This window comes from Devosia sp. MDV22-iso42 (assembly GCF_058629155.1).
The window spans coordinates 73,738-97,302 of sequence record NZ_JBZVWR010000011.1; the positions used below are offsets into that span (position 1 = coordinate 73,738).

The following is a 23,565-nucleotide window of genomic DNA, read 5'->3' on the forward strand; positions in this document are numbered from 1 at the left end:
CTGCTGTGGGTTGCTAAAGGAAGCTCTTGCCGTGACGGCCAGGCTCGAGGCCGAGCCAGTGGGCTATGCTTTCCCCAATATCGGCGAATGTGGAACGAATGCCAATCTCTCCTGCGTCCAGGCTTGGGGAAAAGACCAGAATGGGGATCTGCTCGCGGGTATGATCGGTGCCGGCCCAGGTCGGGTCGTTGCCGTGATCGGCGGTCAGTACCAGCAGGTCGTCGTGTCGCATGGCGGCGATCATCTCGGGCAGGCGGCTGTCGAAGAATTCGAGCGCCGCGGCATAGCCGGGCACATCGCGGCGATGGCCATATTCGCTGTCGAAGTCGACGAAATTGGTCATGATCATGGCCCTGTCGGCGGCCATGGTCATGGCATCAAGCGTCTTGTCGAACAGTTGGCCAAGGCCGGTGCCCTTGATCTTGTGGGTGACGCCATGGCCCGCATAGATGTCGGAGATCTTGCCGATGGCATAGACCTGATGGCCGGCGGCTTGGTTGCGGTCGAGCAGGGTCGGCTCGGGCGGCGGAATGGCGAAGTCGCGGCGGTTGCCGGTGCGCTTGAAATTGGCGGCGTCGTCTCCCACAAAAGGGCGAGCAATGACGCGGCCGATCATCAGCGGTGCCGTGAGTTCGAAGGCGATCTGGCAAATGTCATAAAGGCGATCGAGGCCGAAATGGCTCTCATGCGCCGCGATCTGGAAGACGGAGTCGATCGAGGTGTAGCAGATCGGCTTGCCGGTGCGGATGCTCTCCTCGCCCAGCTCGGCGATGATGGTGGTGCCCGAAGCATGCTTGTCGCCCAGGATGCCGGGCAGCCCTGCCCGCTTGACGAATTCGGCAATCAGCTCCGGCGGAAAGGTCGGCTCGGTATGGGGGAAATAGCCCCAGTCGAACGGCACCGGCACGCCAGCGATTTCCCAATGCCCCGAGGGCGTGTCCTTGCCATTGCTGACCTCGCGGCCGACACCGAAGCGGCCACCTTTGGCGCTGGCGGAGAGCCCGGGCGGCAGTCTGCCAGTCGAGAGCTGGATCGCTGCGCCGATGCCCATTGCATCCAGATTGGGCACATGGAGGGGACCACTGCGCAGGCCGGCACGGTCGGCCTTGCCGGAAGCGGCCCATTCGGCGATGTGGCCAAATGTATTGGCGCCGACATCGCCATATTTATCGGCATCGGGGGCGCCGCCGATGCCGACGCTATCGAGAATGCAGAGGATGGCGCGGGGCATGGGTCAGATCTCCTGAGACGTGGCAAAGGGCACGGCGTCGGGGATCAAAGCATGCAGCGGCGCGGCGGCGCCCAGCCGATAGGCGGCCTTGATCCGGCGTTCGGCATCGTCCGCACTAGCCGCATCGGCAGCGTGCAGCCGCGCGAGCGGGGTGTGCCCGTCAAGCGTGGCGCCCAGGCCCGCCAGCCGGTCAAAGCCGACGCGGTGGTCGATGGCATCGGTGGGCATGGTACGGCCGCCGCCCAGGGCCACCACCGCCATGCCGACACCCTTGGTGTCGATCTCGGCTATGGTGCCCTGGCCATCGGCGAAGACGTCGCGGATGATCGGGGCGGCCGCTAGATAGTGATCCGCCTTGTCGATGAAGTCACCCGGCCCGCCCAAAGCATGCACCATGACGCCGAAGCGCTCGGTGGCGCGGCCGCTATTGAGCGCAGCTTCGGCCAGCAGACGGCCAGCTTCTACGGTGCCGGCAACCCCGGTCATTTCCGCCAGGACAGCGCAGAGCGACAGCGTCACCTCCTTGAGGCGCGCGTCCTGGTGGCGGCCGGTCAAAAAGTCGACCGCGTTGCGCATTTCAAGGCCATTGCCGGCGGCGCTGGCCAGCGGCTCGTTCATGTCGGTGATCAGCGCCCCGGTCTTGAGGCCGGCGCCATTGGCCACGTCGACCAGGCTCCGCGCCAGCTCGCGCGAGCGATCGAGCGTCGGCATGAAGGCGCCCGAGCCGGTCTTGACGTCCAGGATCAGCGCGTCGAGCCCGGCGGCCAGCTTCTTGGAGAGGATGGAGGCGGTAATCAGCGCGATCGATTCCACCGTGCCGGTCACGTCGCGAATGGCATAAAGCGCCTTGTCGGCCGGGGCCAGATCGGCGGTCTGGCCGATAATGGCGCAGCCGGCCTGGCGCACGACCTGGCGGAAAAGGGCATTGTCGGGCTGGGTCTGGTAGCCGGGGATGGCATCGAACTTGTCGAGCGTGCCGCCGGTATGGCCCAGGCCCCGGCCCGAGATCATCGGCACGAAAATGCCCATGGCCGCCAGGATCGGCGCCAGCATCAGGCTGACATTGTCGCCGACGCCGCCGGTCGAATGCTTGTCGGCCACCGGCCCGTCGAGATCAGACCAATCGAGTACCGTGCCGCTGTCGCGCATGGCCAGCGTCAGCGCCACGCGCTCGGGCATGGTCATGTCCTGGAAATAGACCGCCATGGCAAAGGCTGCGGCTTGGGCATGCGAGACGCTGCCCTGGGTAAAGCCGGCAATGAAGGCGCCGATTTCGTCGACACTCAGGGCATGGCCATCGCGCTTGCGGGCGATGACTTCTTGGGGGAGGAAGACCATTGATCGGCTTTCTTGTTCGGGGCTGCCGGCTCAGGCCCCATAGGGAATCCAGACATTCTTGACCTGGGTGGCCTTGGCCAGGAAATAGTCGCCCTCAAAGCGGCGATCGGCCAGATCATAGTAGAGGCCGCGGCTGGTCCAGGTTTGCTTGAGGTTGGAGGTCGAGGCCTTTTCCACCATGGTCGAGGCCTCGGCATTGCCGGCAAACCACAGGCCATCGACGCCGTCATGCTCGGCCAGCGTCTTGGCCAAGGCCACGCTGTCGCCGGTGACGATATTGATGACGCCGGCGGGAACGTCGGAGGTTTCGATGACCTGGTAGAGGTCGGTCAGCGACAATGGCGATTGGCTCGAGGGCACCAGCACCACGGTATTGCCCATGGCCAGAGCCGGGGCGATCAGCGCGATGGAGCCCAGCAGCGGGCGACTTGGCGGCGCGACGATGCCCATCACCCCGAGCGGCTCGATCATGGCGGCGGCGACAGCGCGCAGCGGCGGATTGTGCACGGCGCCATCATATTTGTCGGCCCAGCCGGCAAAGGCGAAGAGGCGTTCCACCGAGAGGTCAACCTCTTCGGCGCCGTCGTGACCGGTCTGCAGCTTGATGCGGGCGGCGAACTCGCCGCGGCGATAGTCGAGGTTTTCGGCCAGAAAATAGAGGATCTGCGCCCGCGTATGGGCCGGCGTTGTCGACCAGCCCAGCGCGGCGCGAGCGGCTTCCACGGCGTTGCGGATATCCTTGCGATTGCCGTCGCCGACTTCCCCGATCAGCTCGCCCCTGGGGCCGAGCACGGGGCGGGAATAGCCCGAGTCGGGACGGGCCTGCTTGCCGCCGATATACATCTTGGCGGTCTGGTCGAGATGACCTGCATCGAGCGGATTGGTAGCCTTGGCCTCAACCACTTTGGCGGCGGGTGCGGGCTTGAGATCCTTTTCCCAGGCCGGCTTGAGATAGGCGCTCATGCCCTCGCGGCCGCCTTCGCGGCCGAAGCCGGATTCCTTGTAGCCACCAAAGCCGACCGCGGCGTCGAAATTGTTGGTGCCATTGATCCAGACCACACCGGCCTTGATCTGCGGCGCGATGTCGAGCGCCAGATTGATGTTCTCGCTCCAGATGGTGGCGGCGAGGCCATATTGGGTATTGTTGGCCAGGGCCACCGCCTCTTCGGGCGTGCGGAAGCTCATCGCGACCAGCACCGGCCCGAAGATCTCCTCGGCCACCAGACTATTGGCGGGCGAGACATTGGTGACCAGAGCAGGCTTGAGGAAACAGCCCGTGGTGGGCAGCGCGCCTTCTGGTTCGTGCACCACCGCGCCCTCGGCGACACCGCGCGCCATGAGGTCGCGGATACGCGCCACCTGGACGGGGTCAATCATGGCGCCGATATCGATGGATTTGTCCATCGGATCGCCGACGCGCAGCGTTGCCATGCGGGTCTTGAGCTTGGCGATGAACCGCTCCTCGATGCTCTCCTGCACCAAAAGGCGCGATCCGGCGCAGCAGACCTGGCCCTGGTTGAACCAGATGGCGTCGATCAGGCCTTCGATGGCGCTGTCGATATCGGCATCCTCAAAAACGATATAGGGCGACTTGCCGCCCAGCTCGAGGCTGAGCCCCTTGCCGGTACCCGCCGTCGTCGCACGAATAATCTTGCCCACTTCGGTCGAGCCGGTAAAGGCGATCTTGTCGATCCCGGCATGGGCGGTGATCGCCGCGCCGGTCTCGCCGGCCCCGGTGACGATATTGACCACGCCCTTGGGCAGGCCGACGCGCTGGCAGATTTCGGCGAACAGCAAAGCCGTCAGCGAGGTGAATTCGGCCGGCTTGAGCACGACCGTATTGCCCGCGGCCAAAGCGGGAGCGATCTTCCAGGCCAGCATCAGCAGCGGGAAGTTCCAGGGAATGATCTGGCCGCAGACGCCATAGGGCACGGCATCGGGGAATTCACGGCCCAGGTGCTGGGCCCAGCCGGCATGGTGGTAGAAGTGGCGCGCCACCAAGGGAATATCGATATCGCGGCTTTCGCGGATCGGCTTGCCGTTGTCGAGAGTTTCGAGCACGGCGAAGAGCCGGGCATGCTTCTGCACTGCGCGGGCGATGGCATAGAGATATTTGCCGCGCGCATAGCCCGACAGCGCGCTCCAGCCTTTGAAGGCGGCGTGGGCGGCCTTGACCGCCGCGTCGACATCCTCGGCCGTGCCATTGCTGATCTGCGCCAGGCTTTTGCCCGTCGCCGGATTGTCCGATGAAAAGCTCTTGCCGGGCTTGGTCCATTCGCCGTCGATGAAATGGCCGAAGCTGCCGTCATGGGCGTCGAGCCAGGCATTGGCCTGTTCGGGGCCTTCGGGGGCCGGGCCGTAATCCAGCGACTGGAAGATTTGCGCGATCTTGTTCATATCCATTCCTCCGGAGAGATTCCCGTCTGCGCGGGAACGGCGCCGTGCGTGCTGTTTGTCCGGGCCCTGCGCGCATAGCGCTCCGGGCGTTCTTCGTGGGCGCGAGCGCACCCAACACTCATCACACCATGGGCTGGCGATAATCCGCCGCATAATGCCCGGTCAGCCCGTGCTCGAGCTGGCGTTCTATATCGGTCAGCAGGGTCGAGGCGCCGAAGCGGAACAGGTGCGGCTGTAGCCAGCCATTGCCCAGTTCCTCCTTCATCAGCGCCATGTATTTGAGCGCATCGGCGGCCTTGGAAATGCCGCCGGCCGGCTTGTAGCCGATCTCGATGCCGGTCTCTTCGGCAAACCAGCGGATCATGCGGATCATGGTGAGGCTGGTCACCAGATTGGCATTGACCTTTTCCTTGCCGGTCGAGGTCTTGATGAAATCGGCACCGGCCATCATGCAGACCAGGCTCGCTTTGGCTATATTGCTCTGGGTGGCCAGCTCGCCGGTGCCCAGAATGGTTTTGATATGGGCATCGCCGCAGGCCTTGCGGAAGGCACGGATCTGGTCGTAGAGCCCCTGCCAGTCCTGGCGCAGCACCATGCCGCGCTCGATGACGATGTCGATTTCCTGCGCCCCCTCGGCCACCGAGAGCTCGATCTCGCGCAGCTTGGTCTCGAGCGGCGCCAGGCCATGCGGAAAGGCGGTGGACACGGCGGCAACCGGAATGCCGGTGCCCTCAAGGGCCGCCACGGCGGTCTTGACGAAGCTATGATAGACGCAGACCGCGCCGGGCAGGATGCGCAGCTCGGGCACGTCGAGGCGGTCGAGAATGTCTTGGCGCAGCGGATGGCGCGCCTTGGCGCAGAGACGCTCGACGCGGCCGGCCGTGTCGTCGGCATTGAGCGTGGTCAGGTCGATCAGGGTAATGGCCTTGAGCAGCCAGGCCAGCTGATAGTCCTTCTTGACGGTGCGGCGGGCGCCGATCGAACCAGCGCGGCGCTCCAGCGCCGAGCGGTTCATGCGGACGCGTTCGACCCAGTCGAGATCGAGCGGAAAACCGGGATTGCGCTTGTGCGGGCTGTGGGTCGTTTGACCGCCCTGGGGCGTCTTGTCGATAACGCGTAAACTCATAGCTCCTCCACCAGCGCCGGAATGAGCCTTTTCAGCTTCTGGGCGCCCTGTACAGCCATGGTCTTGGTATGCTCATGGCTGATGTTTTCGCTCGACAGGCCCGCGCCCATATTGGTGATGGACGAACAGGCCCAGATCTTCATGCCCAGGAAACGCCCGAGAATGACTTCAGGTGCCGTCGACATGCCCACCGCATTGGCGCCGAGGCGCACGGCCATCTGGATTTCTGCGACGGTCTCGAAGCTGGGGCCAGAATACCACAGATAGATGCCTTCGCCGAGCTTGATATCCAGCCTCTCAGCCAGGCCCTGGGCCTTGGCCCGCAGTTCGGGATCGTAGCAGTTGACCATGTTGACGAAGCGCCGGTCGGTGGCCTCGCCGATCAGCGGGTTCATGCCGGCATAGTTGATATGGTCGGACAGAACCATCAAATCGCCCGGCTGGAAGCGCGCATCGAGCGAGCCGGCCGAATTGGTGAGCAACAGCCTTTCTGCCCCCAGCTCGGACATGGCCTCAAGCGCCGGGCGCATGGCGGCGGCATTGCCGTGCTCATAGTAGTGCTCGCGGCCGGTCAGCACGGCGACGCGCTTGCCGCCCAGAATGCCAATCAGCAGGTCACGGCCATGGCCGGAGACGCCACCGCCGGGAAAGCCCTTGAGCTCGGAGTAAGGAATGGTGAGCTTGTCGGCCAAAAGGTCGCCAATGGCCGACAGGCCCGAACCCAGCACGATAGCGGCCGCAATCGGCTTCTTGCCGGCGATCTTGATTATGGTTTTGGCTGCTTTGGTCATTTGGGCAGATACTCCGGCCCGAAACTGTGCGGCAGCAGCTGATCCAGCGTGCAGATCAGGGGGTCGCCGTCGACGCCATGGGAAATGATCTCGACATCGAGATCGGCGAATTCGCGGATGCGCTGGCGGCAGCCGCCGCAGGGGGTGACCGGCATGGTGCCGGGACCGGTGACATAGATGCGCTTGATGCGCTTGGCGCCGCCGGCCAGCATGGCAGCGATGGCGCTGGGCTCGGCGCAATTGCCCACCGGATAGGCGGCGTTTTCGACATTGCAGCCAGTATAGATCTTCCCGTCATCGGCCAGGATGGCCGCGCCGACCTGGAAGCGCGAATAAGGCGCATAGGCCTTGGCCCGAATGGCCTCAGCGGCCAGGAACAGCTCCTGGTCCCTTGATGTGTCAGCCATGTGCAATCCTTCTGTCAGTAGACCTCAATGGGTCGAGCGGCCGCTGCTAGCGCTCCTTGGTATAGGGCACGCCGGCGGCCTTGGGGGCTACGGCCCGACCGATGAAGCCGGCGAGCAGCACCACCGTCAGGATATAGGGCAGCGCCTGGATGGCCTGCACCGGCACTTCGCCAATAATGGGGAAGGACTGGCCCTGGATGCGGAACTGTACCGCGTCAAGGAAGCCGAACATCAGGCAGACCAGCAGCGCCGGGCCCGGCCGCCACTTTGCAAAGATCAGCGCCGCCAGCGCGATATAGCCGCGACCGGCCGACATGTTGTTATTGAAGCCGGCCGACTGGGCAATCGACAGATAGGCGCCGCCAATGCCCACCAGCACGGCGGTGATCACCAGCGCCTGATAGCGCAGCAGCGTCACCGAAATGCCGGCCGTGTCGATGGCCTTGGGGTTTTCACCCACGGCGCGCAGGCGCAGACCGAACCGGGTGCGGAACAGGATGAAGGCGGTCGCCGGAACGCAGAAAAAAGCAAAATAGGTGATGATATTGTGGCCCGAAATCAGCTCCCAGTAGATCTGGCCGAGCACCGGCACGTCACGCAATTCGCTGGCAAAGGGCAGCGTGATGGGGCTGAAGCGCTGGTCGCCGCTCAACTGGGGTGTATAGCCGCCGCGCTGGAACCAGCTCTGGCCCAAAAAGGTGGTGAGACCGGCGGCGAGGAAGTTCAGCGCCACGCCGGAAATGGTCTGGTTGCCCTTGAAGTTGATCGAGGCCAGGCCATGGATGCCGGAAAACATCAGCGCTGCGCCCACGCCGGCCAACAGGCCGAGCCAGGCCGAGCCGGTGACGGCCGACATGGAGGCGGCGGCAAAAGCGCCAGCCAGCAGCTTGCCCTCAAGGCCGATATCGACAATGCCGGCGCGCTCGGAATAAAGCCCGGCGAGGCAGGCCAGGATCAGCGGCACCGCCAGGCGGATAGTGGAATCCAGGATCAGGGTGATGTCGACGAGATACTGTTCCATCACTTGGCTCCGGCCACGGGGTCTGGTTGGGCCAGGATGCGCGACAGCGGGCCGCGCAGCATGTCGCCCATGGCGCCGGTAAACAGGATCACCAGCGCCTGGATGGTGACGATCATTTCACGGGTAATGCCGGGCATCTGGAAGGCCAGTTCCTGCCCGCCCTGGTAGAGGATGCCGAACAGCAATGCCGACAGGGCGACGCCGACCGGATGCCCCTTGCCCATGAAGGCCACGGCAATGCCGACAAAGCCGGCGCCGTTGACGAAATTGAGGATCAGCCGACCCTGCACGCCGCCGACATTGTTGACCGCGACCATGGCGGCAAAGGCACCGGCCAGGGCCATGACGATCATGATCATCTTCTGGTTGGAAATGCCGGCATAGTTGGCGGCGACCGGATTATTGCCCAGGGCGCGGACGGCATAGCCGAACTTGGTGCGCCAGATCAGCCAGTAGACGAAGAACAGGGCGGCAATAGCCAGAAAGAAGGTCACGTTGACCGGGGAGTTCTTGAACAGCTCGATGAAGGTGCGCAATTGCGGCACGCGGGTGATGGCGTCGAGCGGAGCGCTCTCGTCGGAATTGACGCCGGCCGGCTTCAATATCCGCGAGATGATGTAGCCCATCATCGAGACGGCGATGAAGTTGAAGAGGATCGTGGTGATCACCACGTGGCTGCCGCGCTTGGCCTGCAGGTAGCCTGGAATAAAGGCCCAGAACGCGCCGAAGGCGGCGCCGCAGACGATCATCAGCGGGAAGACGATGGCCCAGTGCGTGCCGTTGAGCGCCAGCCCGATCAGGATGACCCCGAGACCGCCGACATAGGCTTGGCCTTCGGGCCCGATATTGAACAGGCCGGCATGATAGGCCAGCGACACGGCCAGTCCGGCAAAGATGAAATCGGTGGTGTAGTAGAGCGTGTAGCCAAAGCCCGAGCCATAGCCGAAAGCGCCGTAGAGCATGATGCCGACGGCTTCGATCGGGTTCTGCCCGACCGCGAGCACGATGAGCCCGCCGACCAGGAAGGCCAGCACCACATTGAGCAAAGGCAGAAGGACCACGTCGGCCCAGCGCGGCAATGTGGTCATCAGTTGGTTTCCCTGCCGGAATTGTTCTTGGGGCTCATTTCCACGAGCGTCTGCTGGATCGGGGTCTCGTGCGCCGGCAATGTGCCTGGCTCGGTGACTGTCTTGACCGCGCCGGGGTGCGAGCCGGTCATCAGCAGGCCGAGTTCGGTCTCGTCGGCCGTGGCCGGATCGGCCTCGCCAACGATCTGGCCGTCAAACAGCACCAGGATGCGGTCGGAGAGCGAGCGGATTTCGTCGAGCTCGACCGAGACCAGCAGGATGGCCTTGCCGGCATCGCGCATCTTGATGATCTGGTTGTGGATGAACTCGATGGCGCCGATATCGACGCCGCGCGTCGGCTGGCCGACGATGAGCACTTCGGGATTGCGCTCCATCTCGCGCGCCAGCACGATCTTCTGCTGGTTGCCGCCGGAGAAATTGGAGGTCTTGAGGTCGATATTGGCCGGCCGTATGTCGAATTTCTTGATGTAGTCGGCGGCGGTGGCGCGCGCCTTGGCAATGTCGAGGGCCGGGCCGTCGCCATAGGAATGCTGATAGCCCAGGATGGAGTTTTCCCACTGGGAGAAATTGGTGACCAGACCCATGCGCAAGCGGTCTTCGGGCACATGGGCAAGGCCGGCGGCGCGGGCGCGGGCAGCGCCATCGTCGCCCTCGAGCGACAATGGCTCGCCATTGAGCCGGATCGTGCCGCCCGCTTGGTCGCGCATGCCGGCGATGGATTCGAGCAGTTCGGACTGGCCGTTGCCGGCCACCCCGGCAATGCCGACGATCTCGCCAGCGCGGACCTCAAAACTCACATGCTTGACGCGCGGCACGCCGAAATCGTCGGTGACGACGAGGTCTTCGACCGAGAGCATCACCTTGCCGGGATTGGCGGGGCCCTTGTCGACGCGCAGCAGCACGTGGCGGCCCACCATCAGCTCGGCCAGCTGCTCCGGGCTGGTCTGGGCGGTGGAGAGCGTTGCCACCACGGCGCCCTGGCGCATGACCGAGACGTCATCGGTAATGGCCATGATCTCGCGCAGCTTGTGCGTGATCATGATGATGGTCTTGCCCTCGTCGCGCAGCTTGCCGAGAATGCGGAACAGGTGATCGGCCTCGGCCGGCGTCAGCACGCCGGTGGGCTCGTCCAGGATGAGGGTTTCGGCACCGCGATAGAGCGCCTTGAGGATTTCGACGCGCTGCTGCTGGCCCACCGAGAGGTTCTCGACGATGGCGTCGGGATCGACCTCGAGGCCATAGTCGCGGGCCAATTGCTTGAGCTGTTCGCGCGCCTTGGTCAGGGTCGGCGCCAGCAAAGCCGAATTCTCGGCGCCGAGCACGACGTTTTCGAGCACGCTGAAATTGTCGACCAGCATGAAATGCTGGTGCACCATGCCGATGCCCAGGGCCAAGGCATGGCGGGAATCGGTGATGGCGTGGGGGATGTCATTGACGCGGATTTCGCCGCTGTCGGCCGTGTAGAAACCATAGAGGATCGACATCAGTGTCGATTTGCCGGCGCCGTTTTCGCCGACAATGCCGTGCACCGTGCCGCGGCGGATGGCCAGGTGGATATCGCGATTGGCGTGGACCGGGCCGAAATGCTTGTTGATGCCGATCAGCTCAATGGCAAGCGGGGCAGCAGCGGCCTTTTCGGACCGCTGCTGGTGTGTCGGGTCAAGACTCGTCATCGATGAAAGTCCAACCCTGTTGGCATTAGAGCGACGGGCACTGCTTGTCGCTGCGGAAGTCGTGCACGGTGACGGCGCCGGAGATGATGTCGGCGGTCGCCTTTTCGACGGCTGCCTGCATTTCCGGCGTGATCAGCGCGGCATTGTTGTCGTCCATGGCGGCGCCAACGCCTTCTTCGGCGAGGCCGAGGACGATCAGACCGGGGGCCCAGGTGCCGTCTTCAACGCCCTTCATGGCGTTGTAGGTGGCGACGTCGACGCGCTTGGTCATCGAGCTCAGCACCGAACCGGGGTGGAGATGGTTCTGGTTGGAGTCGACGCCGATGCCGAACTTGCCGGCGTCGGCAGCGGCCTGCAGCACGCCTGCACCGGCGCCGCCAGCGACCTGGAAGATCACGTCCACGCCCTGGTCGAGCTGGGACTTGGCAACTTCGGTAGCCTTGACGGGATCATTGAAGGCTTCAAAGCCGGTGCCGACATAGGTCTCGAGCACTTCGATGTCGGGGTTTACCGACTTGGCGCCCTGGGCATAGCCGCAGGCAAAGGCTTCGAGCAGGTCGAAGTTGAACGCCGGAACAACACCGATCTTGCCGCTTTCCGACTTCATCGCGGCCAGGATGCCGACGAGATAGGAGCCTTCCTGTTCCTTGAACACTACGGACTGCACGTTGGGCAGGTCGACGACGGTGTCGATGATGGTGAACTTGGTATCGGGGAATTCAGGCGCAACGGTGCGCAGCGCGGTTTCCCAGGAGAAGCCCGGCAGCACGATCGGGTTGTTGCCACGGGCGGCGAACTGGCGAACGGCCTGTTCGCGCATAGCGTCGCCGGAGATTTCCAGATCCTGGTAGGCGCCGCCTTCGGCCTTGAACTTCTCGGCGCCGGTATAGGCGGCTTCGTTGAACGACTTGTCGAATTTGCCGCCGCCGTCATAGACCAGTGCACCATCGGCGAAGGCAACGCCGGCCATCAGCGCGCTGAAGGCAACGCCGCTTGCGACGGCCTTGGTAAGGGTCGAAATTTTCATAGATTGCATCTCCCTGTCTTGCACGCTCGCGCCGGCATGGGCCCCATCAGGTACTCGGCGTGCACTGGAAGCCGATACAATCGTGCAAACGGGCCGCTTGCAAGATGCAATTGCGCAATTTTTTCCGGTTGGTCAAAAATCGGGCAGCCGGGTCGACGCAAGGGCACGCTTTAACCCGGTGGCAGGTACGTTCAGAGGCGCGCCAACAGCAAACTGAAGAGATGCTCGAGATCAATGTCGGGAAACAGTACTGCGATGATGGCGAGTGAGCCAATGGCAAAGAGGGCGATGGTGTCCCTAGTCTGGGTGGTCATGACAATTTGCTTCAAGTTGGACGGATCTGCCCCTCTGCATAGCCCGGACCCGCCCGCACGATTGTGATGGTTTGAGGGCAGCTGCCGATATGGTTAGGGCAATGCTAACAAGCCATCGGATCATGCCTGGCCTGCAGGGCACCCAGATCAGGGAACGGGGTCGGTGTCCGGCTCGACCGGTAGCGGCGTCACCTGGGCGCCCATGGCGGCGCCGAAGCGTTCGAAGAAACCGTCGATGACCTTTTGCGCCGAGTGGCCGATAATGGCCTTGCCCAACTTCATGATCTGGCCGGAGGCACCGCCCCGCGCGACAAAGACCAGCAGCGTATCTTCGCCCTGGTCGGACAGGATGATGTCAGCCGAGCCCTCGGCAAGCCCGAGCAGGCCGCCCTTGCCGCGGCCGGTCAGGGTATAGCGTTCCGCCGGCACGATGCCGCTGAGCGCCAGGTCACCCTTGAACACGGGATGAACCACGCCGAGATTGACCTTGATCTCGAGATCGAGCGTGTCGGCGCCCGACCACACGATCTTGTGGCAGCCCGGAATGGCGGCCTTGAGCATGGCCGTGTCGTTGAGCGCCGCCCAGACGGCAACCCTCGGCGCTGCAACAATGTAGCGTCCGCCAAAGTCCATCAGCGGCCCCCCGCGCAGCGCAAGCAGGTGCCGGCCCTAATATGGCCGCGAAGACCCCCGAAATACCTGCCTGCCATAGTTGCGTCCCCGCTCTTTACGTGCGGCTTTTTCGCACCAATATGGTCTAAATAGTTGTCTTGGCAGAGCGATGCAATTGTCAGGCGGCGACGGAGCGGCGATCAATGCGCAACGAGGCGCGTTTTGACGTTTCGGCATGAGAAGCGGGAGCGAGACGATGGCCCATGATGTGACCCCTGCACCGACCAGCCAGCTGGCGCCTGTCGGCACGGCAGCAACGCCCCTGCAGTACCTGGACAAGGCGGTCAACGCCATTCGCGATCTGGGAATCTGGCCCGAGCAGCAAGGCGAGGCGCCGATTACCGGGCTGTTGCAGAAGATTACCGAACTGGACGAAACCCGCGTGTTGCTGATCGGCCGCACGCTCAGCCAGGCCAGCGCCTTCAACGAAGTGGTGCGCGAGCAGATCGCCGCCATGCAGATCGGCGAACGCTATGAAGACATCACCAAGGGCTTTGATTCGATCCGCGACGATGCCAAGGGCATGGTCGACCAGTTGGCCGACAACAAGCTCGACCTGCTCGAGCGCGCCTCCAATGTCTGGATGAAGGTCAGCCGCGGCGATATCGCCAGCCGCTTTGACAAGATCCGCGACACCTACCTGGCGGTGACGGCCGACACCAAGGACCAGATCGACCGCGAACATACCATTCTGGAGGCCTATCGCGATTTCCGCGGGGCGCTCAAGCAGTCCGAGGTGATGGCGCTCGAAGTGCTGGCCACTGCCGAGCAGCGCCTGGCCGCCAAGAAGGATATCCTGGTGGCCGCATCGACCGCCGTGTCGAGCTTTGCCGGCAGCGTGCCGGCCGACCGGGCGCGGCTCGAGATGGATCGCGACGAAAAGCTGCGCGCCATGCAGAATGAGGAGGCCCGCTACCAGATCGCCAAGGACCTCTCGGACAATCTGACCATTTCCTACAATACGTCCGAAGTGGTGATGGCCCGGCTGATGCAGACCACCAATGCCAAGGAGCGGGTCTATCAGCAGTCGATCTCGTTCTTTTCGACCAATGAGACAGTGCTGACGGCGCTGAGCGCTTCGTTTACCGGCATGTTCGGCCTGCATGAATCCACCGCGACGCTGAACGCGATGAAAGAGGGCATGAGCAAGAGTCTCGAAACCCTCGCCGAGATCGGCGACAAGGTGACCGAGGAGGCCGTGCGGGCCGGCTATGGCCCCACTGTACGCGCCGATGCCGTCAAGAAGCTGGTCGATTCCGTGGTCAATTTCCAGGAAAAGAGCCGCACCATCATCAACGAGATGCGCATCGCCTCGACCAAGAATTCCGCCGAAATCCGCGATGCCGTGGAAGATGGCAAGCGACGCCTCGCGGCGCTGGCCGCCGAGGGCAATGCTCTGCTGCTCGATAGCAGAACCTGAGGGGACGGACACACACGGGTGGACGGCAACAATGAGTGACGTGACAGCGAAGTCCGCTGCCCCCCTGGACGAAGTCATGCTGGCCATGGACGTGGTGGACACGCTCCGCCACCAGCAGGGCCTGGCGACGCGCGAACTCGATACCGATGCCAAGCAGGCACAACTGCTGGAGAAACTGCGCGACATCTATCACCAGCAGGGCATCGAGGTGCCCGACCACATCCTCAAGGAGGGTGTGACGGCGCTGCAGGAAAGCCGGTTCACCTATGATCCGCCCGCGCCCAGCTTCGGGGTGACGCTGGCCCGGCTCTATGTCAGCCGTGGCCGGTGGGGCAAGCCCGTGTTGGTGGTGGGTGGGGCGCTGCTGGCGCTGATCATCGGCTATTTTGGGGTCTGGCAGCCCTATCGCGCCGGCCAGGCGGAACAGGCGCGCGTCGAGCTGGCCGAAGGATTGCCGGCACAGATGGACAGCCTCTACGAAACCATCTTTGAAGAAACCAAGGTGCAGCAGGCGGTGATGGAGGCCGAGGCGATCCGCACGCGCGGGCAGACCCTGGCGGCCGAGGGCAACCGGCCGGCCGCCGAACGCGCCGTGGCCGAGCTTGCGGCGCTGCGCGACACCATCCGCCAGGAATACAGCCTGCGCGTGGTCAACCGAGCCGATGTGCAGTCCGGCTTCTGGACCATCCCGGAAGTCAACACCGACGCGACCAACTACTATCTGGTGGTCGAGGCAGTGAACGACGAAGGCCAGACATTGAGCCTGCCCATCCTGAACGAAGAGAACGACACGACCGAGACGGTCAGCATCTGGGGCATTCGCGTGCCCGAGGCGGTCTATGATGCGGTGTCGGCCGACAAGCGCGACGACGGCATCATCCAGAACAATGAGGTCGGCCGCAAAACCTACGGCTTTGTCGAGGTGAACTACAATGTGCCGGTGTCCGGCGGGGCGGTAACGCAGTGGTAAGATCATGAGCATCCGCGGCCCTGAAGCTCTGGCGAGCCTGGATGAAGCCATGCGCGATATCCGCCGCGAGGAAGACGAGATCTCCAAGCGGCTGGCGCGCTCGGCCGAGCGGGTCAGCAAGATCCGTGCGACCGAGGCCGAGCTGTTTCGCCAGCTGGCGCGGCTGCGGCTTGATCCGGCTTTGCAGGGCGAACTGGACGGCGCCATTTCGGCGGCCGAGACCAAGGCGCGAGCGCAGCTCAAGGCCCATGCCAGTGACCTGGGCAAGGCCGAGCGCGCCGTGGCCGAGATCGACGCCCGTCTGAGCCAGCTCACGGCGGACCGCGCTGCCGCGCTCAAGCAGTTCGAAACCCATCAGGCCGAGCTCAAGGCCCTGGCCGGCAGGCTGGGCGCGTCGATCGCCCGCGATCCGGACTTTGCCGCCAAGCGCGAAGAGGCGGCGGCGCTGGCCGAAATTGCCGCCCAGTCGATGCGCAAGACCGAACAGGCCGAGGCGGACCGCGAAGCCAAGGGCAAACCCTATCGCGACGATCCACTGTTCATCTATCTGTGGGAAGCCGGTTACGGCACGGCCAATTATCGCGCTAATAATCTGGTGCGCTATCTCGATGGCCTCGTCGCCAATCTGGTGGGTTTTAACAGGACACGGCCGAATTTTGCCATGCTCAACGAGATTCCGCTGCGCCTGCGCGAACATGCCGAACGCCAGATCGCCCTGGCCCATGCCGCCGAAGCCGAGCTCGACGCGCTCGAAACCGCGGCAATCGATGCGGCCGGCGGCAAGCCGATACGCGACGCGATGATGGCGGCGCAGCAGCAGATTGCGGCGCTGGATGCCGAGATGGTGGTCAGCGAAGACCAGCGCGACGAGAGCGCCAAGGCCGTAGCCGCGCTGTCGCAGGGCCTCAACCCGGCCTTTGAAGGCGCACTGTCGGAGCTGGCATCGGCGCTGGGACGCGAAGATATCCAGACCCTGCTGGCCGATGCCCGACGCACCCGCACCGGGCAGGATGACACCATCGTGGCCCAGATCGACGATGCGCGGGCGCGTGCCAAGGAAGAAGACCAGGAAACGCGCGAGCAGAAGGAACGCCTCAAGACCCTGGCCGCCCGCCGGCGCGAGCTGGAAGACATCCAGTGGGAGTTCAAGAAGCAGCATTTCGACGACCCACGCTCGACCTTTCGCGAGGACCGGCTGGTGGGCGATCTGCTCAACGATTTCCTGCGCGGCGGCATTACTGCTGCGTCCTATTGGGACAAGTGGCAGCGCAGCCAGAACTGGGGCGCCGGCACCTCGGACTGGGGTGGAGGCGTGGGCCTGCCCAATAATGGCCGCCAGCGCAGCAATGCCCCGCGGCCCGAGAGCGGCGGCTTTTCCTGGCCGGACAACAGCTTTGGCGGCGGCGCGGGCGGCAAGTCCAAGGGTGGTTTCGGCGGCGGCTTTGGCGGCGGGCTCGGGGGCGGCTTTTCGCGCCCCCGCACCGGTTCGACCGGCACCCGCAAGCATGGCGGGTTCAAGACCGGCGGCGGCTTCTAGCCATGCCCGGCAAGTCGCCCCGCCTTCCGGCGGGACGACACGCCTTGCTCAGACCGGATTGATGAAGCCGAACATCTCGCCCGCCTTGCCGTTCTGCTCGGCGAAGCGCAGCGGGTGCACGCGCTGCACCAGCACTTCACCATTTTCAGGCGCGCCGGCCAGTAGGGCCATGGTTTCCTCGAGGTATTCGGCCAGCGGCATGGCATGGGGATCGCTGGCCTGATGCGCGCCCTGCAGGAAGGTCTGCACATAGGGCGGGACGATCTCGATCACCTCGATGCTCGTATCGCGGAGCTGATGGCGCAGCGCCTGCGAATAGGAATGGATCGCCGCCTTGGTGGCGCTGTAGGTGGGCGTGGCCCCCATGGGCACGAAGGCGAGCCCGGATGACACCGTGAGCACGCTGGCCTTGGGCTGGGCCAACAGATGCGGCAGTAGCGCCGCCGTCAGCCGGATCGGCCCGAGCAGGTTGGTGGCAATGGTGGCCTCAGCCGTCGCCAGGTAATCGGGTGCGGCCAGCATGTGCTCATTGACCATGATGCCGGCATTATTGACGACGGCATTGAGGGTCGGATGCGCGGCAATCACCTGCGCGGCCAGCGCGCTGATGCTGGCGGAGTCGGTCATGTCCACGGTGAAGGCCGTCATGCCGGGATTGGCGGCGGTGACCTCGGCCAAAGCCGCGGCACGGCGACCCGAGATGATTACCTGATTGCCCTGGGCATGAAACGCTTCGGCGAGGCCGCGGCCGATGCCGGAACCGCCGCCGGTGATGAGGATGGTATTGCCTGTGGTCTGCATGAGGACTCCGTTGCTATTGCCCGGCGCAGAGATAGACCTCATACTCTCCACAAGAAAGTAGGCGCCCGAAAGTTCGGTACGCACCCAAAGGAGAGTGTCAATGTCGGAGACCGCGGAAGCACCCGCCATCTACCACTGGAGCGGTCGCGACGCCGCCCAGCCCGTCGATCCCGCGCTCGAGGCCATGGTGCGCGACATCATCGGCAAGGTGGCCGACAAATGGACCATGCTGATCCTCGAGGCGCTGGACGAGCATGGTACGCTGCGCTTTACCGATGTGGGTCGCAAGGTGGGCAGCATCAGCCAGAAGATGCTGACCAAGACGCTGCGGCAGATGGAGGCGGACGGGCTGGTGGCGCGCAAGGTGCACCCTGTGATCCCGCCGCACGTCGATTACCGGCTGACCGAGATGGGTCGCAGCCTGGGCGCCGCCTTCTGCAGCGTCTGGATCTGGGCCGAGGCGCATCATAAGCAGATCGAACAGAGTCGCGCCGCGTTCCGCGCCCGCAACGAGGAAGCCTAGTTGGCTGGTGGCTGCGCCATCAGTTCCCAGACATTGCCTTCGCTGTCCTCGAAATAGGCTGAATAGCCCCATTCGGACTGCGTGCCATCGGTGATGATGGCGCCGCCGGCGGCCAGTACCTGGCGCAGGATGTCGTCGACCTCGGCGGGGCTCTGAGCCTGGTGGCTGAGCACGAAGCCCGGCGTGCCGGCAAGGGCGACGTCCTTGCCGGCGGTCTGGGCCAGTTGTTCGCGTGCGAACAACACGAAGGACAACCTGTCATCAATGAAGAAGGCCACGTGGTCGGCACCGGCGCCGATCTGCTCGTCGCCGATCTCGAACAGGGCGCGGTAGAAGGAGAAGGCGCGTTCGAGGTCGTCGACGCCAATGGTGATGATGGAGATCGAAGGCTTCACGGCGCGCTCCTGTGGTACTTGGGCGCCAATCTAGTGACCGGCGGCCGCTTCGTCACCCGCAATAGTCGCCAGACCTGTACCCATCGGGGCCAGGCGCCCGGCCGGTCGTCGATCCGGTCGGGCGCCTGCAGTTAGGACTTGGCGAGCAGGTTGCGCAGCTTGCCCAGCGCGGTCGCCTGGTCCTCGCGATAGGCGATGGTGCCCTGGAACTCGCCACTGGCATCGAGCAGGAAGACCGAGGCGGTATGGTCCATGGTGTAGTCGTCGCCACCAAGCTCGACCCGCTCGTAATAGACGCCCCAGGCCTTGGCGATCTTGGCGATCTCCTCGGGCGTGCCGGTGAGGCCGGTGATGCGGTCGCTGACCCAGCCGACATAGTCGCCCAGCACGGCGGGCGTATCGCGCTGCGGGTCGATGCTGACGAAATAGGCGCGCAGGTCCTGGCCCTCCTCGCCGAGCTGCTCGAACCAGCTGGCCATCTCGGCCATGGTGGTGGGGCAGACTTCGGGGCAATGGGTAAAGCCGAAGAACAAAGCCGAGGGGTGGCCGGCGAACACGGTCTGGTCGACCGGTGCGCCATTCTGGTCAATCAGGTTGTAGCTGCCCTGGCCGAAACCGGCCTGCTCGGGCTGACGCAGCAGCACAGCCGCGACAACGGCGGTCAGGGCCAGGGCGCCAACGGCGCCCCAGAGCCAGATGCGGATGGATTTGATGGTCATGGCGCTATTTGTGCATGCTGTGGGCCGCGTCGGCGGCGGTGCCCATGACGGGCAGTTCCAGCTCCACCGGACCGGCCTTTTCGAAGACCAGTGTCACCGGCACGGTCTCGCCTTCGACAAAGGCCTGGGTGAGGCCCATGAACATCAGGTGGAAGCCGCCGGGCGCCAGGGTGACCGTCTCGCCCGCCGGAATCTCGAGACCATCGGCAAGCTGGCGCATCTTCATGACGTCGCCTTCCATGGCCATTTCGTGAATTTGTACCATGGCGGCAGCGGGCGAACTGGCCGAGACCAGGCGATCGGCCGCGCTGCCGGCATTTTCGATGCTGAGAAAGCCCCCACCGACCGGCGCATTGGGCAGGGTGGCGCGGGTGAAAGGCGCGGTGAGGTTGAGGTCACCGAGGCGAACGGCGCCATCTTGGGCAAAGGCGGGGGCGACAAGCAGAAGGCTGGCGGCGAAGGCCGCGCGCAGGAAACGAAACATGATGATGACTTCCGAAAAGGACATGGAAAGGGGTGGAGCCGCAGGCTCCGGCAATCAGCGTCCGGCCGGCGGTCCGCGCGGCCCCGAAGGCGGGGCAATAGGGGATGGAAGCGCGCTTGCCATGGCCAGTGGCCGCGGCGCGGCCAGCAGGGTGGCGCGCAGATCGAGCCGCACGGTGTCGAGGCCGGGCGCAACGGCCGCGGGCTTGCCTGCCCCCGACACCGGGCATTTGCTGACCGCATTGACGCCATCGTGGTCGGTGTCCTCGGCCGCGGCACAGAGCACCCAACCGTTGGTCAGCGTGGAATAGCCCAGTTCTTCGAAGGCAAGTTGGCTGGCGCGGGCTTCATGCAAGGGCGCGAGGATAGTCAACAGGTAGATGGCCAGTACGGCCAGGGCCGTTCCGATCTCTCTGCCAATTTTGCGCCTGTGGGTCATGCCCTTTTCATAGGCCGGCGGCAGGCCGGGGGAAAGGGCCGTGTTGTCGCAAGCCTCAGAGGGCGGGCACATAGGTCTCGCTGCACAGGGCGATGAAGCTTTTCATGGCCGCCGAGAGCGGCGTCGACTTGCGGCGGGCAACCAGCAGCTGGCGCAGCGCCCAGGGCTCGGCCAGCGGGGCGCAGACCAGATCGGTGCCGGCCAGCAGATGCAGGCTGGTGGAGCGCAAAAAGCCGATGCCAAAGCCGGCTTCGACCATGCGCACCAGAGCGGGAAAGCTCTCGACGCGGACGGTCTCTACCAGCGGCTTACCCGCCGCCTTGGCCGCATCGGCCAGCAGGCGATCGAGCGAGCCGGCATGGTGGATGCCGACAATGGCGTGGTCCAGCACGGCGGCAAAGGCAATGTCCTTGCGCGGCTCGATACTGTCAGCCAGCGGGTGATCGGGCGGCGCCAGCACCCAGACCCGGTCATCCTCGAAGGCCTTGATCTCGAAGCGGGTGAAATCGTAATTGTCCGAGACGATGGCGATATCGGCGCGCCCCTCGTCGAGCGCCAGCAGGGCCTTGGCGGCGCTCATCTCCTGAATGTCGAGATCGATGCCGATGTGCCGGCCGGCGTAATGGGCCAGCAGTTCGGGCAGCCTGCCGGTCAGGGCCGAGCTGGTGCAGGCCAGGCGCAGCGCCCCGCGCTGGCCGCTGCCGAAATCGGCCATCACTGCATCGAGGTCGGCAATGGCGCGCAGTACCACGCGACAGCCCTCGGCATAGGCCTGTCCTGCAGTAGTCAGCTTGACGCCATGGGCGGAGCGATCGAACAGCACGACGCCCAGGCGGCTTTCGAGATCGGAGACGCGGCGGCTCACGGCCGAAGAGGCAATGCCTTCGCGCTCGGCGGCGCGGCCAATCGAGCCGGTTTCGGCCAGCAGCAATATCAGGCGTGCAGTGACGCTGTCGAACGGTGCCATCGAGTCTCCTGCTGGCACCATACTGATCGCCATCAGATCAGCAAGGAAATGCCGCGAGCCAGATAGAAAATGCCGATGGCCGTCACGATGAGCCGGGTCCAGGCGCGGAAATTGGCGTCCGTCAGGCGCTGCAGCACCCAGTGCCCGGCGCTGGTGCCGGCCACGGCAAAGGGCGCGGCCAGCGCCACCCAGGTCCAGTCGGTGGCAGTCAGCATGGTGGTGGCGTTCCAGTAGAAGACGATCTTGGCGGTGTGATTGACCACCTGTGCCGCCGCCTTGGTGGCGATGATGGTGCGGCGGTCCATCCGGGTGCGGATGAAGAACATGTCGATGGTTGGCCCGGCCACGCCGACCGCCAGATTGACCCCGCCGCCCAGCACGCCGCAGACAAAGGCATGGCTGGGCTTGCTGGCGTCCAGCGCCAGCCAGGATTGCGGAATCCACAGCAGCGCCGGCAACAGGCCGATGATGATGCAGACAGTGGCCAGGTCGGGGGTATAGCGCACGATGAACAGCACCACGCCGACGCTCACCAGGCCCAGCGTCATGATGGCGAGCACCCGCCAGTCAATATAGGCGCGCGACATGAAGGCGCGCGAGCCATTGGCTACCAGTTGGATGGCGCCCTGCACGGCAATCGCCGTGCCCACCGGCAGGATGAGCAGCAAGATGGCCAGCAACACCAGCCCACCGGCCATGCCGAAAACGCCCGAGAGCATGGAGGTGAAGAACACGGACACCAGAAGCGCCGCCGCGAGCAGAATCGTCATCAATGGGTCCCCACGATCCAAGCTTGATGCGCCGGGCGCCGGCGGCGCGCCATGCGCAATTGGGCAAGAGGGGGTGCCGGTGCTATCGGGCCAGGCTGGGGAAGTAATCGCTGGCAGTGGGGGCCAGCAGTTCGGGAATGTCGGCAAGCCGCACGGTCAAGAGATCTCCACCACAGGCGGCGACGACATTGGGCAGGCCCTCGAGGGTGAACAGCACCTGATCGCCCGGCACGAAGCGCGCGCCAAGATAGGTAGCAATCAGCTCGTCTATCCCGCATTCGGCTTCGAAGTCAGCGTCGGGATCAGGCAGGCGGTTGGCGATGACATAGTCGATCAGCGTCTGGCCGGCGCTCCAATAGTAATCGTCGGGCGCATCGGCGGCGGCGGCCTGATCGATCGCGGCACCATCGTCATCGCCGGTCTTTCGACTGGTTGCCGTCCAGTCCTTGAACACTTTGCCCAGCGCAAGGGTCGTGCCGGTGCGCACGTCAAGGTTGACGCTGTCGGCGTGATTGTCGGGGTGGGCGCCGCCACACCAGGTGCTGCCCGATTCCATCCAGCTCATCACGGTAGGGGAAAGATGGGACACCGCGATGGTCTCGCTGTCATAGTCGCCCAGCGTGCCGGGCCCCATGCCGATTGAATACTGGTTGGCGCCAAAGCCGGCATAGATCTGCGCCAGGCAATCGAAGGCGCGAAAGTTGATCATGGCATGGCGTGCGGCCAGGCCGCGATTGGCCGCGTCGGGCGCGCTGCCATCGGCCAGCGCGACGATGCGGGGAAAGGCGAACTTTGTCCGCGGATCGGTGACGAAGCGGATGGTCGAGCCCTCCACCGCCTGGATATCGCCGAACTCGAGCGGGACATCCATCCTGGCAAAATCATAGGGCGCGCTCTGCGCATTGAAGCCGGACAGTCCGCCATAGCTGAGCTGAAAGACGCTGTCGTACAGATCATAGGGGGTGAGTTCGGCGCCTTCGGGAAGGGTGCGGCGGCCAATCTCCCTGAGCGCGATGGGCAGCGTCTTGCCGGCCTTGCCCGTGGGCTGCCAGCCGCCGGTGAGGGTCTTGTCGGTGGCGGACCATTGCAGCGTCCAGGTGGCGCCGATCGGCGGATCGACCACGATGCCGTCGTCGTTCTGGATGCAGGTATCTTCGGCGCATGGCGCCTCTTCGGCGAGCGCAATATTGCCCTCTGTGCTGTCCATCACGTCGAGCGGGATATCGCCACCTTTGGAAAGGTAACTGTAGCGCCCGACAATTGTAGCCGATGCGGGGTCGGTAAGCTCGGCGATGATGTCGAACTTGCCCAGCGTGCCCTTGAAGGTCACCGCCTCGAGGGCCAGGACCGGGGTGATGGCGAGCGAGAGGATAGCGACGAGGGCCAGGCGCATGCGGGTCTCCGTTTTAGCGCGCACGCTAGCAGGCGCGCGCGTCTTTGGGGAGCCGGCTCGCCG

At 64.5% G+C, this 23,565-nt stretch carries 23 protein-coding genes and 1 pseudogene; 4 read left to right on the forward strand and 20 right to left on the reverse strand.

What is annotated here, in order from left to right; translation table 11 throughout:
• Positions 1-13: 13 nt before the first annotated feature.
• The 12 genes and pseudogenes from AC4NN3_RS13785 to AC4NN3_RS13840 all read right to left on the reverse strand — a co-directional run bounded on the left by AC4NN3_RS13785 (position 14) and on the right by AC4NN3_RS13840 (position 13,046).
• Positions 14-1,231 (reverse strand): phosphopentomutase, encoded by a 1,218-nt coding sequence (locus AC4NN3_RS13785; protein WP_491927663.1) that lies wholly within the window; start codon positions 1,229-1,231, stop codon positions 14-16.
• 3 nt (positions 1,232-1,234) lie between these two features.
• Positions 1,235-2,569 carry a thymidine phosphorylase gene (deoA, locus tag AC4NN3_RS13790; RefSeq protein WP_491927664.1) on the reverse strand — a complete coding sequence of 445 codons (1,335 nt, stop codon included), beginning with the start codon at positions 2,567-2,569 and terminating at the stop codon, positions 1,235-1,237.
• 30 nt (positions 2,570-2,599) lie between these two features.
• Entirely contained in the window at positions 2,600-4,966 is a 2,367-nt protein-coding gene (locus AC4NN3_RS13795) for an aldehyde dehydrogenase family protein (RefSeq protein ID WP_491927665.1), read from the reverse strand.
• A gap of 121 nt (positions 4,967-5,087) precedes the next feature.
• Positions 5,088-6,092 (reverse strand): deoxyribose-phosphate aldolase, encoded by a 1,005-nt coding sequence (gene deoC, locus AC4NN3_RS13800; protein ID WP_491927666.1) that lies wholly within the window; start codon positions 6,090-6,092, stop codon positions 5,088-5,090.
• The gene (locus AC4NN3_RS13805) at positions 6,089-6,883 is read right to left on the reverse strand and encodes a purine-nucleoside phosphorylase (protein WP_491927667.1); all 795 of its coding nucleotides are present in this window, start codon (positions 6,881-6,883) and stop codon (positions 6,089-6,091) included. Before AC4NN3_RS13805 ends, deoC begins: the two co-directional genes overlap by 4 nt.
• Positions 6,880-7,290 carry a cytidine deaminase gene (locus AC4NN3_RS13810; RefSeq protein ID WP_491927668.1) on the reverse strand — a complete coding sequence of 137 codons (411 nt, stop codon included), beginning with the start codon at positions 7,288-7,290 and terminating at the stop codon, positions 6,880-6,882. Before AC4NN3_RS13810 ends, AC4NN3_RS13805 begins: the two co-directional genes overlap by 4 nt.
• Before the next feature lie 46 nt (positions 7,291-7,336).
• Entirely contained in the window at positions 7,337-8,311 is a 975-nt protein-coding gene (locus AC4NN3_RS13815; protein ID WP_491927669.1) for an ABC transporter permease, read from the reverse strand.
• Complete coding sequence (locus tag AC4NN3_RS13820) at positions 8,311-9,399, reverse strand: ABC transporter permease (RefSeq protein ID WP_491927670.1); 1,089 nt, start codon at positions 9,397-9,399, stop codon at positions 8,311-8,313. The genes AC4NN3_RS13815 and AC4NN3_RS13820 overlap by 1 nt, the downstream gene beginning before the upstream one ends.
• Before the next feature lie 122 nt (positions 9,400-9,521).
• Positions 9,522-11,072 (reverse strand): annotated as a pseudogene (locus AC4NN3_RS13825) (ABC transporter ATP-binding protein); the annotation flags it as partial.
• 25 nt (positions 11,073-11,097) lie between these two features.
• The gene (locus AC4NN3_RS13830) at positions 11,098-12,099 is read right to left on the reverse strand and encodes a BMP family lipoprotein (protein WP_491927671.1); all 1,002 of its coding nucleotides are present in this window, start codon (positions 12,097-12,099) and stop codon (positions 11,098-11,100) included.
• 191 nt (positions 12,100-12,290) lie between these two features.
• Positions 12,291-12,413 (reverse strand): hypothetical protein, encoded by a 123-nt coding sequence (locus tag AC4NN3_RS13835; RefSeq protein ID WP_491927672.1) that lies wholly within the window; start codon positions 12,411-12,413, stop codon positions 12,291-12,293.
• A 147-nt stretch (positions 12,414-12,560) separates the two neighbouring features.
• Positions 12,561-13,046: an SRPBCC family protein gene (locus tag AC4NN3_RS13840; protein WP_491927673.1), complete on the reverse strand. Its 486-nt coding sequence runs from the start codon at positions 13,044-13,046 to the stop codon at positions 12,561-12,563.
• Between the two features lie 235 nt (positions 13,047-13,281).
• On the opposite strand from AC4NN3_RS13840, the gene AC4NN3_RS13845 reads away from it, so the two are divergent.
• From AC4NN3_RS13845 to AC4NN3_RS13855, 3 genes are read left to right on the forward strand one after another with little or no spacing between them, the layout of a single operon-like run.
• Positions 13,282-14,505: a cell surface protein gene (locus tag AC4NN3_RS13845; protein WP_491927674.1), complete on the forward strand. Its 1,224-nt coding sequence runs from the start codon at positions 13,282-13,284 to the stop codon at positions 14,503-14,505.
• Between the two features lie 31 nt (positions 14,506-14,536).
• On the forward strand, positions 14,537-15,475 hold the full coding sequence (locus AC4NN3_RS13850) for a DUF6384 family protein (protein ID WP_491927675.1): 939 nt from the start codon (positions 14,537-14,539) through the stop codon (positions 15,473-15,475).
• A 4-nt stretch (positions 15,476-15,479) separates the two neighbouring features.
• Positions 15,480-17,012, forward strand: coding sequence for a coiled-coil domain-containing protein (locus AC4NN3_RS13855; RefSeq protein WP_491927676.1), 1,533 nt, complete (start codon positions 15,480-15,482; stop codon positions 17,010-17,012).
• A gap of 48 nt (positions 17,013-17,060) precedes the next feature.
• On the opposite strand, the gene AC4NN3_RS13860 is transcribed toward AC4NN3_RS13855, so the two are convergent.
• Positions 17,061-17,813 carry an SDR family oxidoreductase gene (locus AC4NN3_RS13860; RefSeq protein WP_491927677.1) on the reverse strand — a complete coding sequence of 251 codons (753 nt, stop codon included), beginning with the start codon at positions 17,811-17,813 and terminating at the stop codon, positions 17,061-17,063.
• A 100-nt stretch (positions 17,814-17,913) separates the two neighbouring features.
• Here AC4NN3_RS13860 and AC4NN3_RS13865 point away from each other — a divergent pair, with 100 nt between their 5' ends.
• Entirely contained in the window at positions 17,914-18,336 is a 423-nt protein-coding gene (locus tag AC4NN3_RS13865; RefSeq protein ID WP_491927678.1) for a winged helix-turn-helix transcriptional regulator, read from the forward strand.
• Here the strand turns inward: AC4NN3_RS13865 and AC4NN3_RS13870 are convergent.
• The 7 genes from AC4NN3_RS13870 to AC4NN3_RS13900 form a co-directional block, all read right to left on the reverse strand.
• Positions 18,333-18,731 (reverse strand): VOC family protein, encoded by a 399-nt coding sequence (locus tag AC4NN3_RS13870; protein WP_491927679.1) that lies wholly within the window; start codon positions 18,729-18,731, stop codon positions 18,333-18,335. The two genes, AC4NN3_RS13865 and AC4NN3_RS13870, sit on opposite strands and share 4 nt — an antisense overlap.
• A 131-nt stretch (positions 18,732-18,862) precedes the next feature.
• On the reverse strand, positions 18,863-19,450 hold the full coding sequence (locus AC4NN3_RS13875; protein ID WP_491927680.1) for an SCO family protein: 588 nt from the start codon (positions 19,448-19,450) through the stop codon (positions 18,863-18,865).
• A 4-nt stretch (positions 19,451-19,454) separates the two neighbouring features.
• Complete coding sequence (locus AC4NN3_RS13880; RefSeq protein WP_491927681.1) at positions 19,455-19,934, reverse strand: copper chaperone PCu(A)C; 480 nt, start codon at positions 19,932-19,934, stop codon at positions 19,455-19,457.
• A 54-nt stretch (positions 19,935-19,988) separates the two neighbouring features.
• On the reverse strand, positions 19,989-20,372 hold the full coding sequence (locus AC4NN3_RS13885; protein WP_491927682.1) for a hypothetical protein: 384 nt from the start codon (positions 20,370-20,372) through the stop codon (positions 19,989-19,991).
• 55 nt (positions 20,373-20,427) lie between these two features.
• Complete coding sequence (locus tag AC4NN3_RS13890) at positions 20,428-21,339, reverse strand: LysR family transcriptional regulator (protein ID WP_491927683.1); 912 nt, start codon at positions 21,337-21,339, stop codon at positions 20,428-20,430.
• A 32-nt stretch (positions 21,340-21,371) separates the two neighbouring features.
• Positions 21,372-22,109 carry a TSUP family transporter gene (locus AC4NN3_RS13895; RefSeq protein WP_491927684.1) on the reverse strand — a complete coding sequence of 246 codons (738 nt, stop codon included), beginning with the start codon at positions 22,107-22,109 and terminating at the stop codon, positions 21,372-21,374.
• An 82-nt stretch (positions 22,110-22,191) separates the two neighbouring features.
• Positions 22,192-23,502, reverse strand: coding sequence for a hypothetical protein (locus AC4NN3_RS13900; RefSeq protein WP_491927685.1), 1,311 nt, complete (start codon positions 23,500-23,502; stop codon positions 22,192-22,194).
• Between the last annotated feature and the right edge of the window lie 63 nt (positions 23,503-23,565).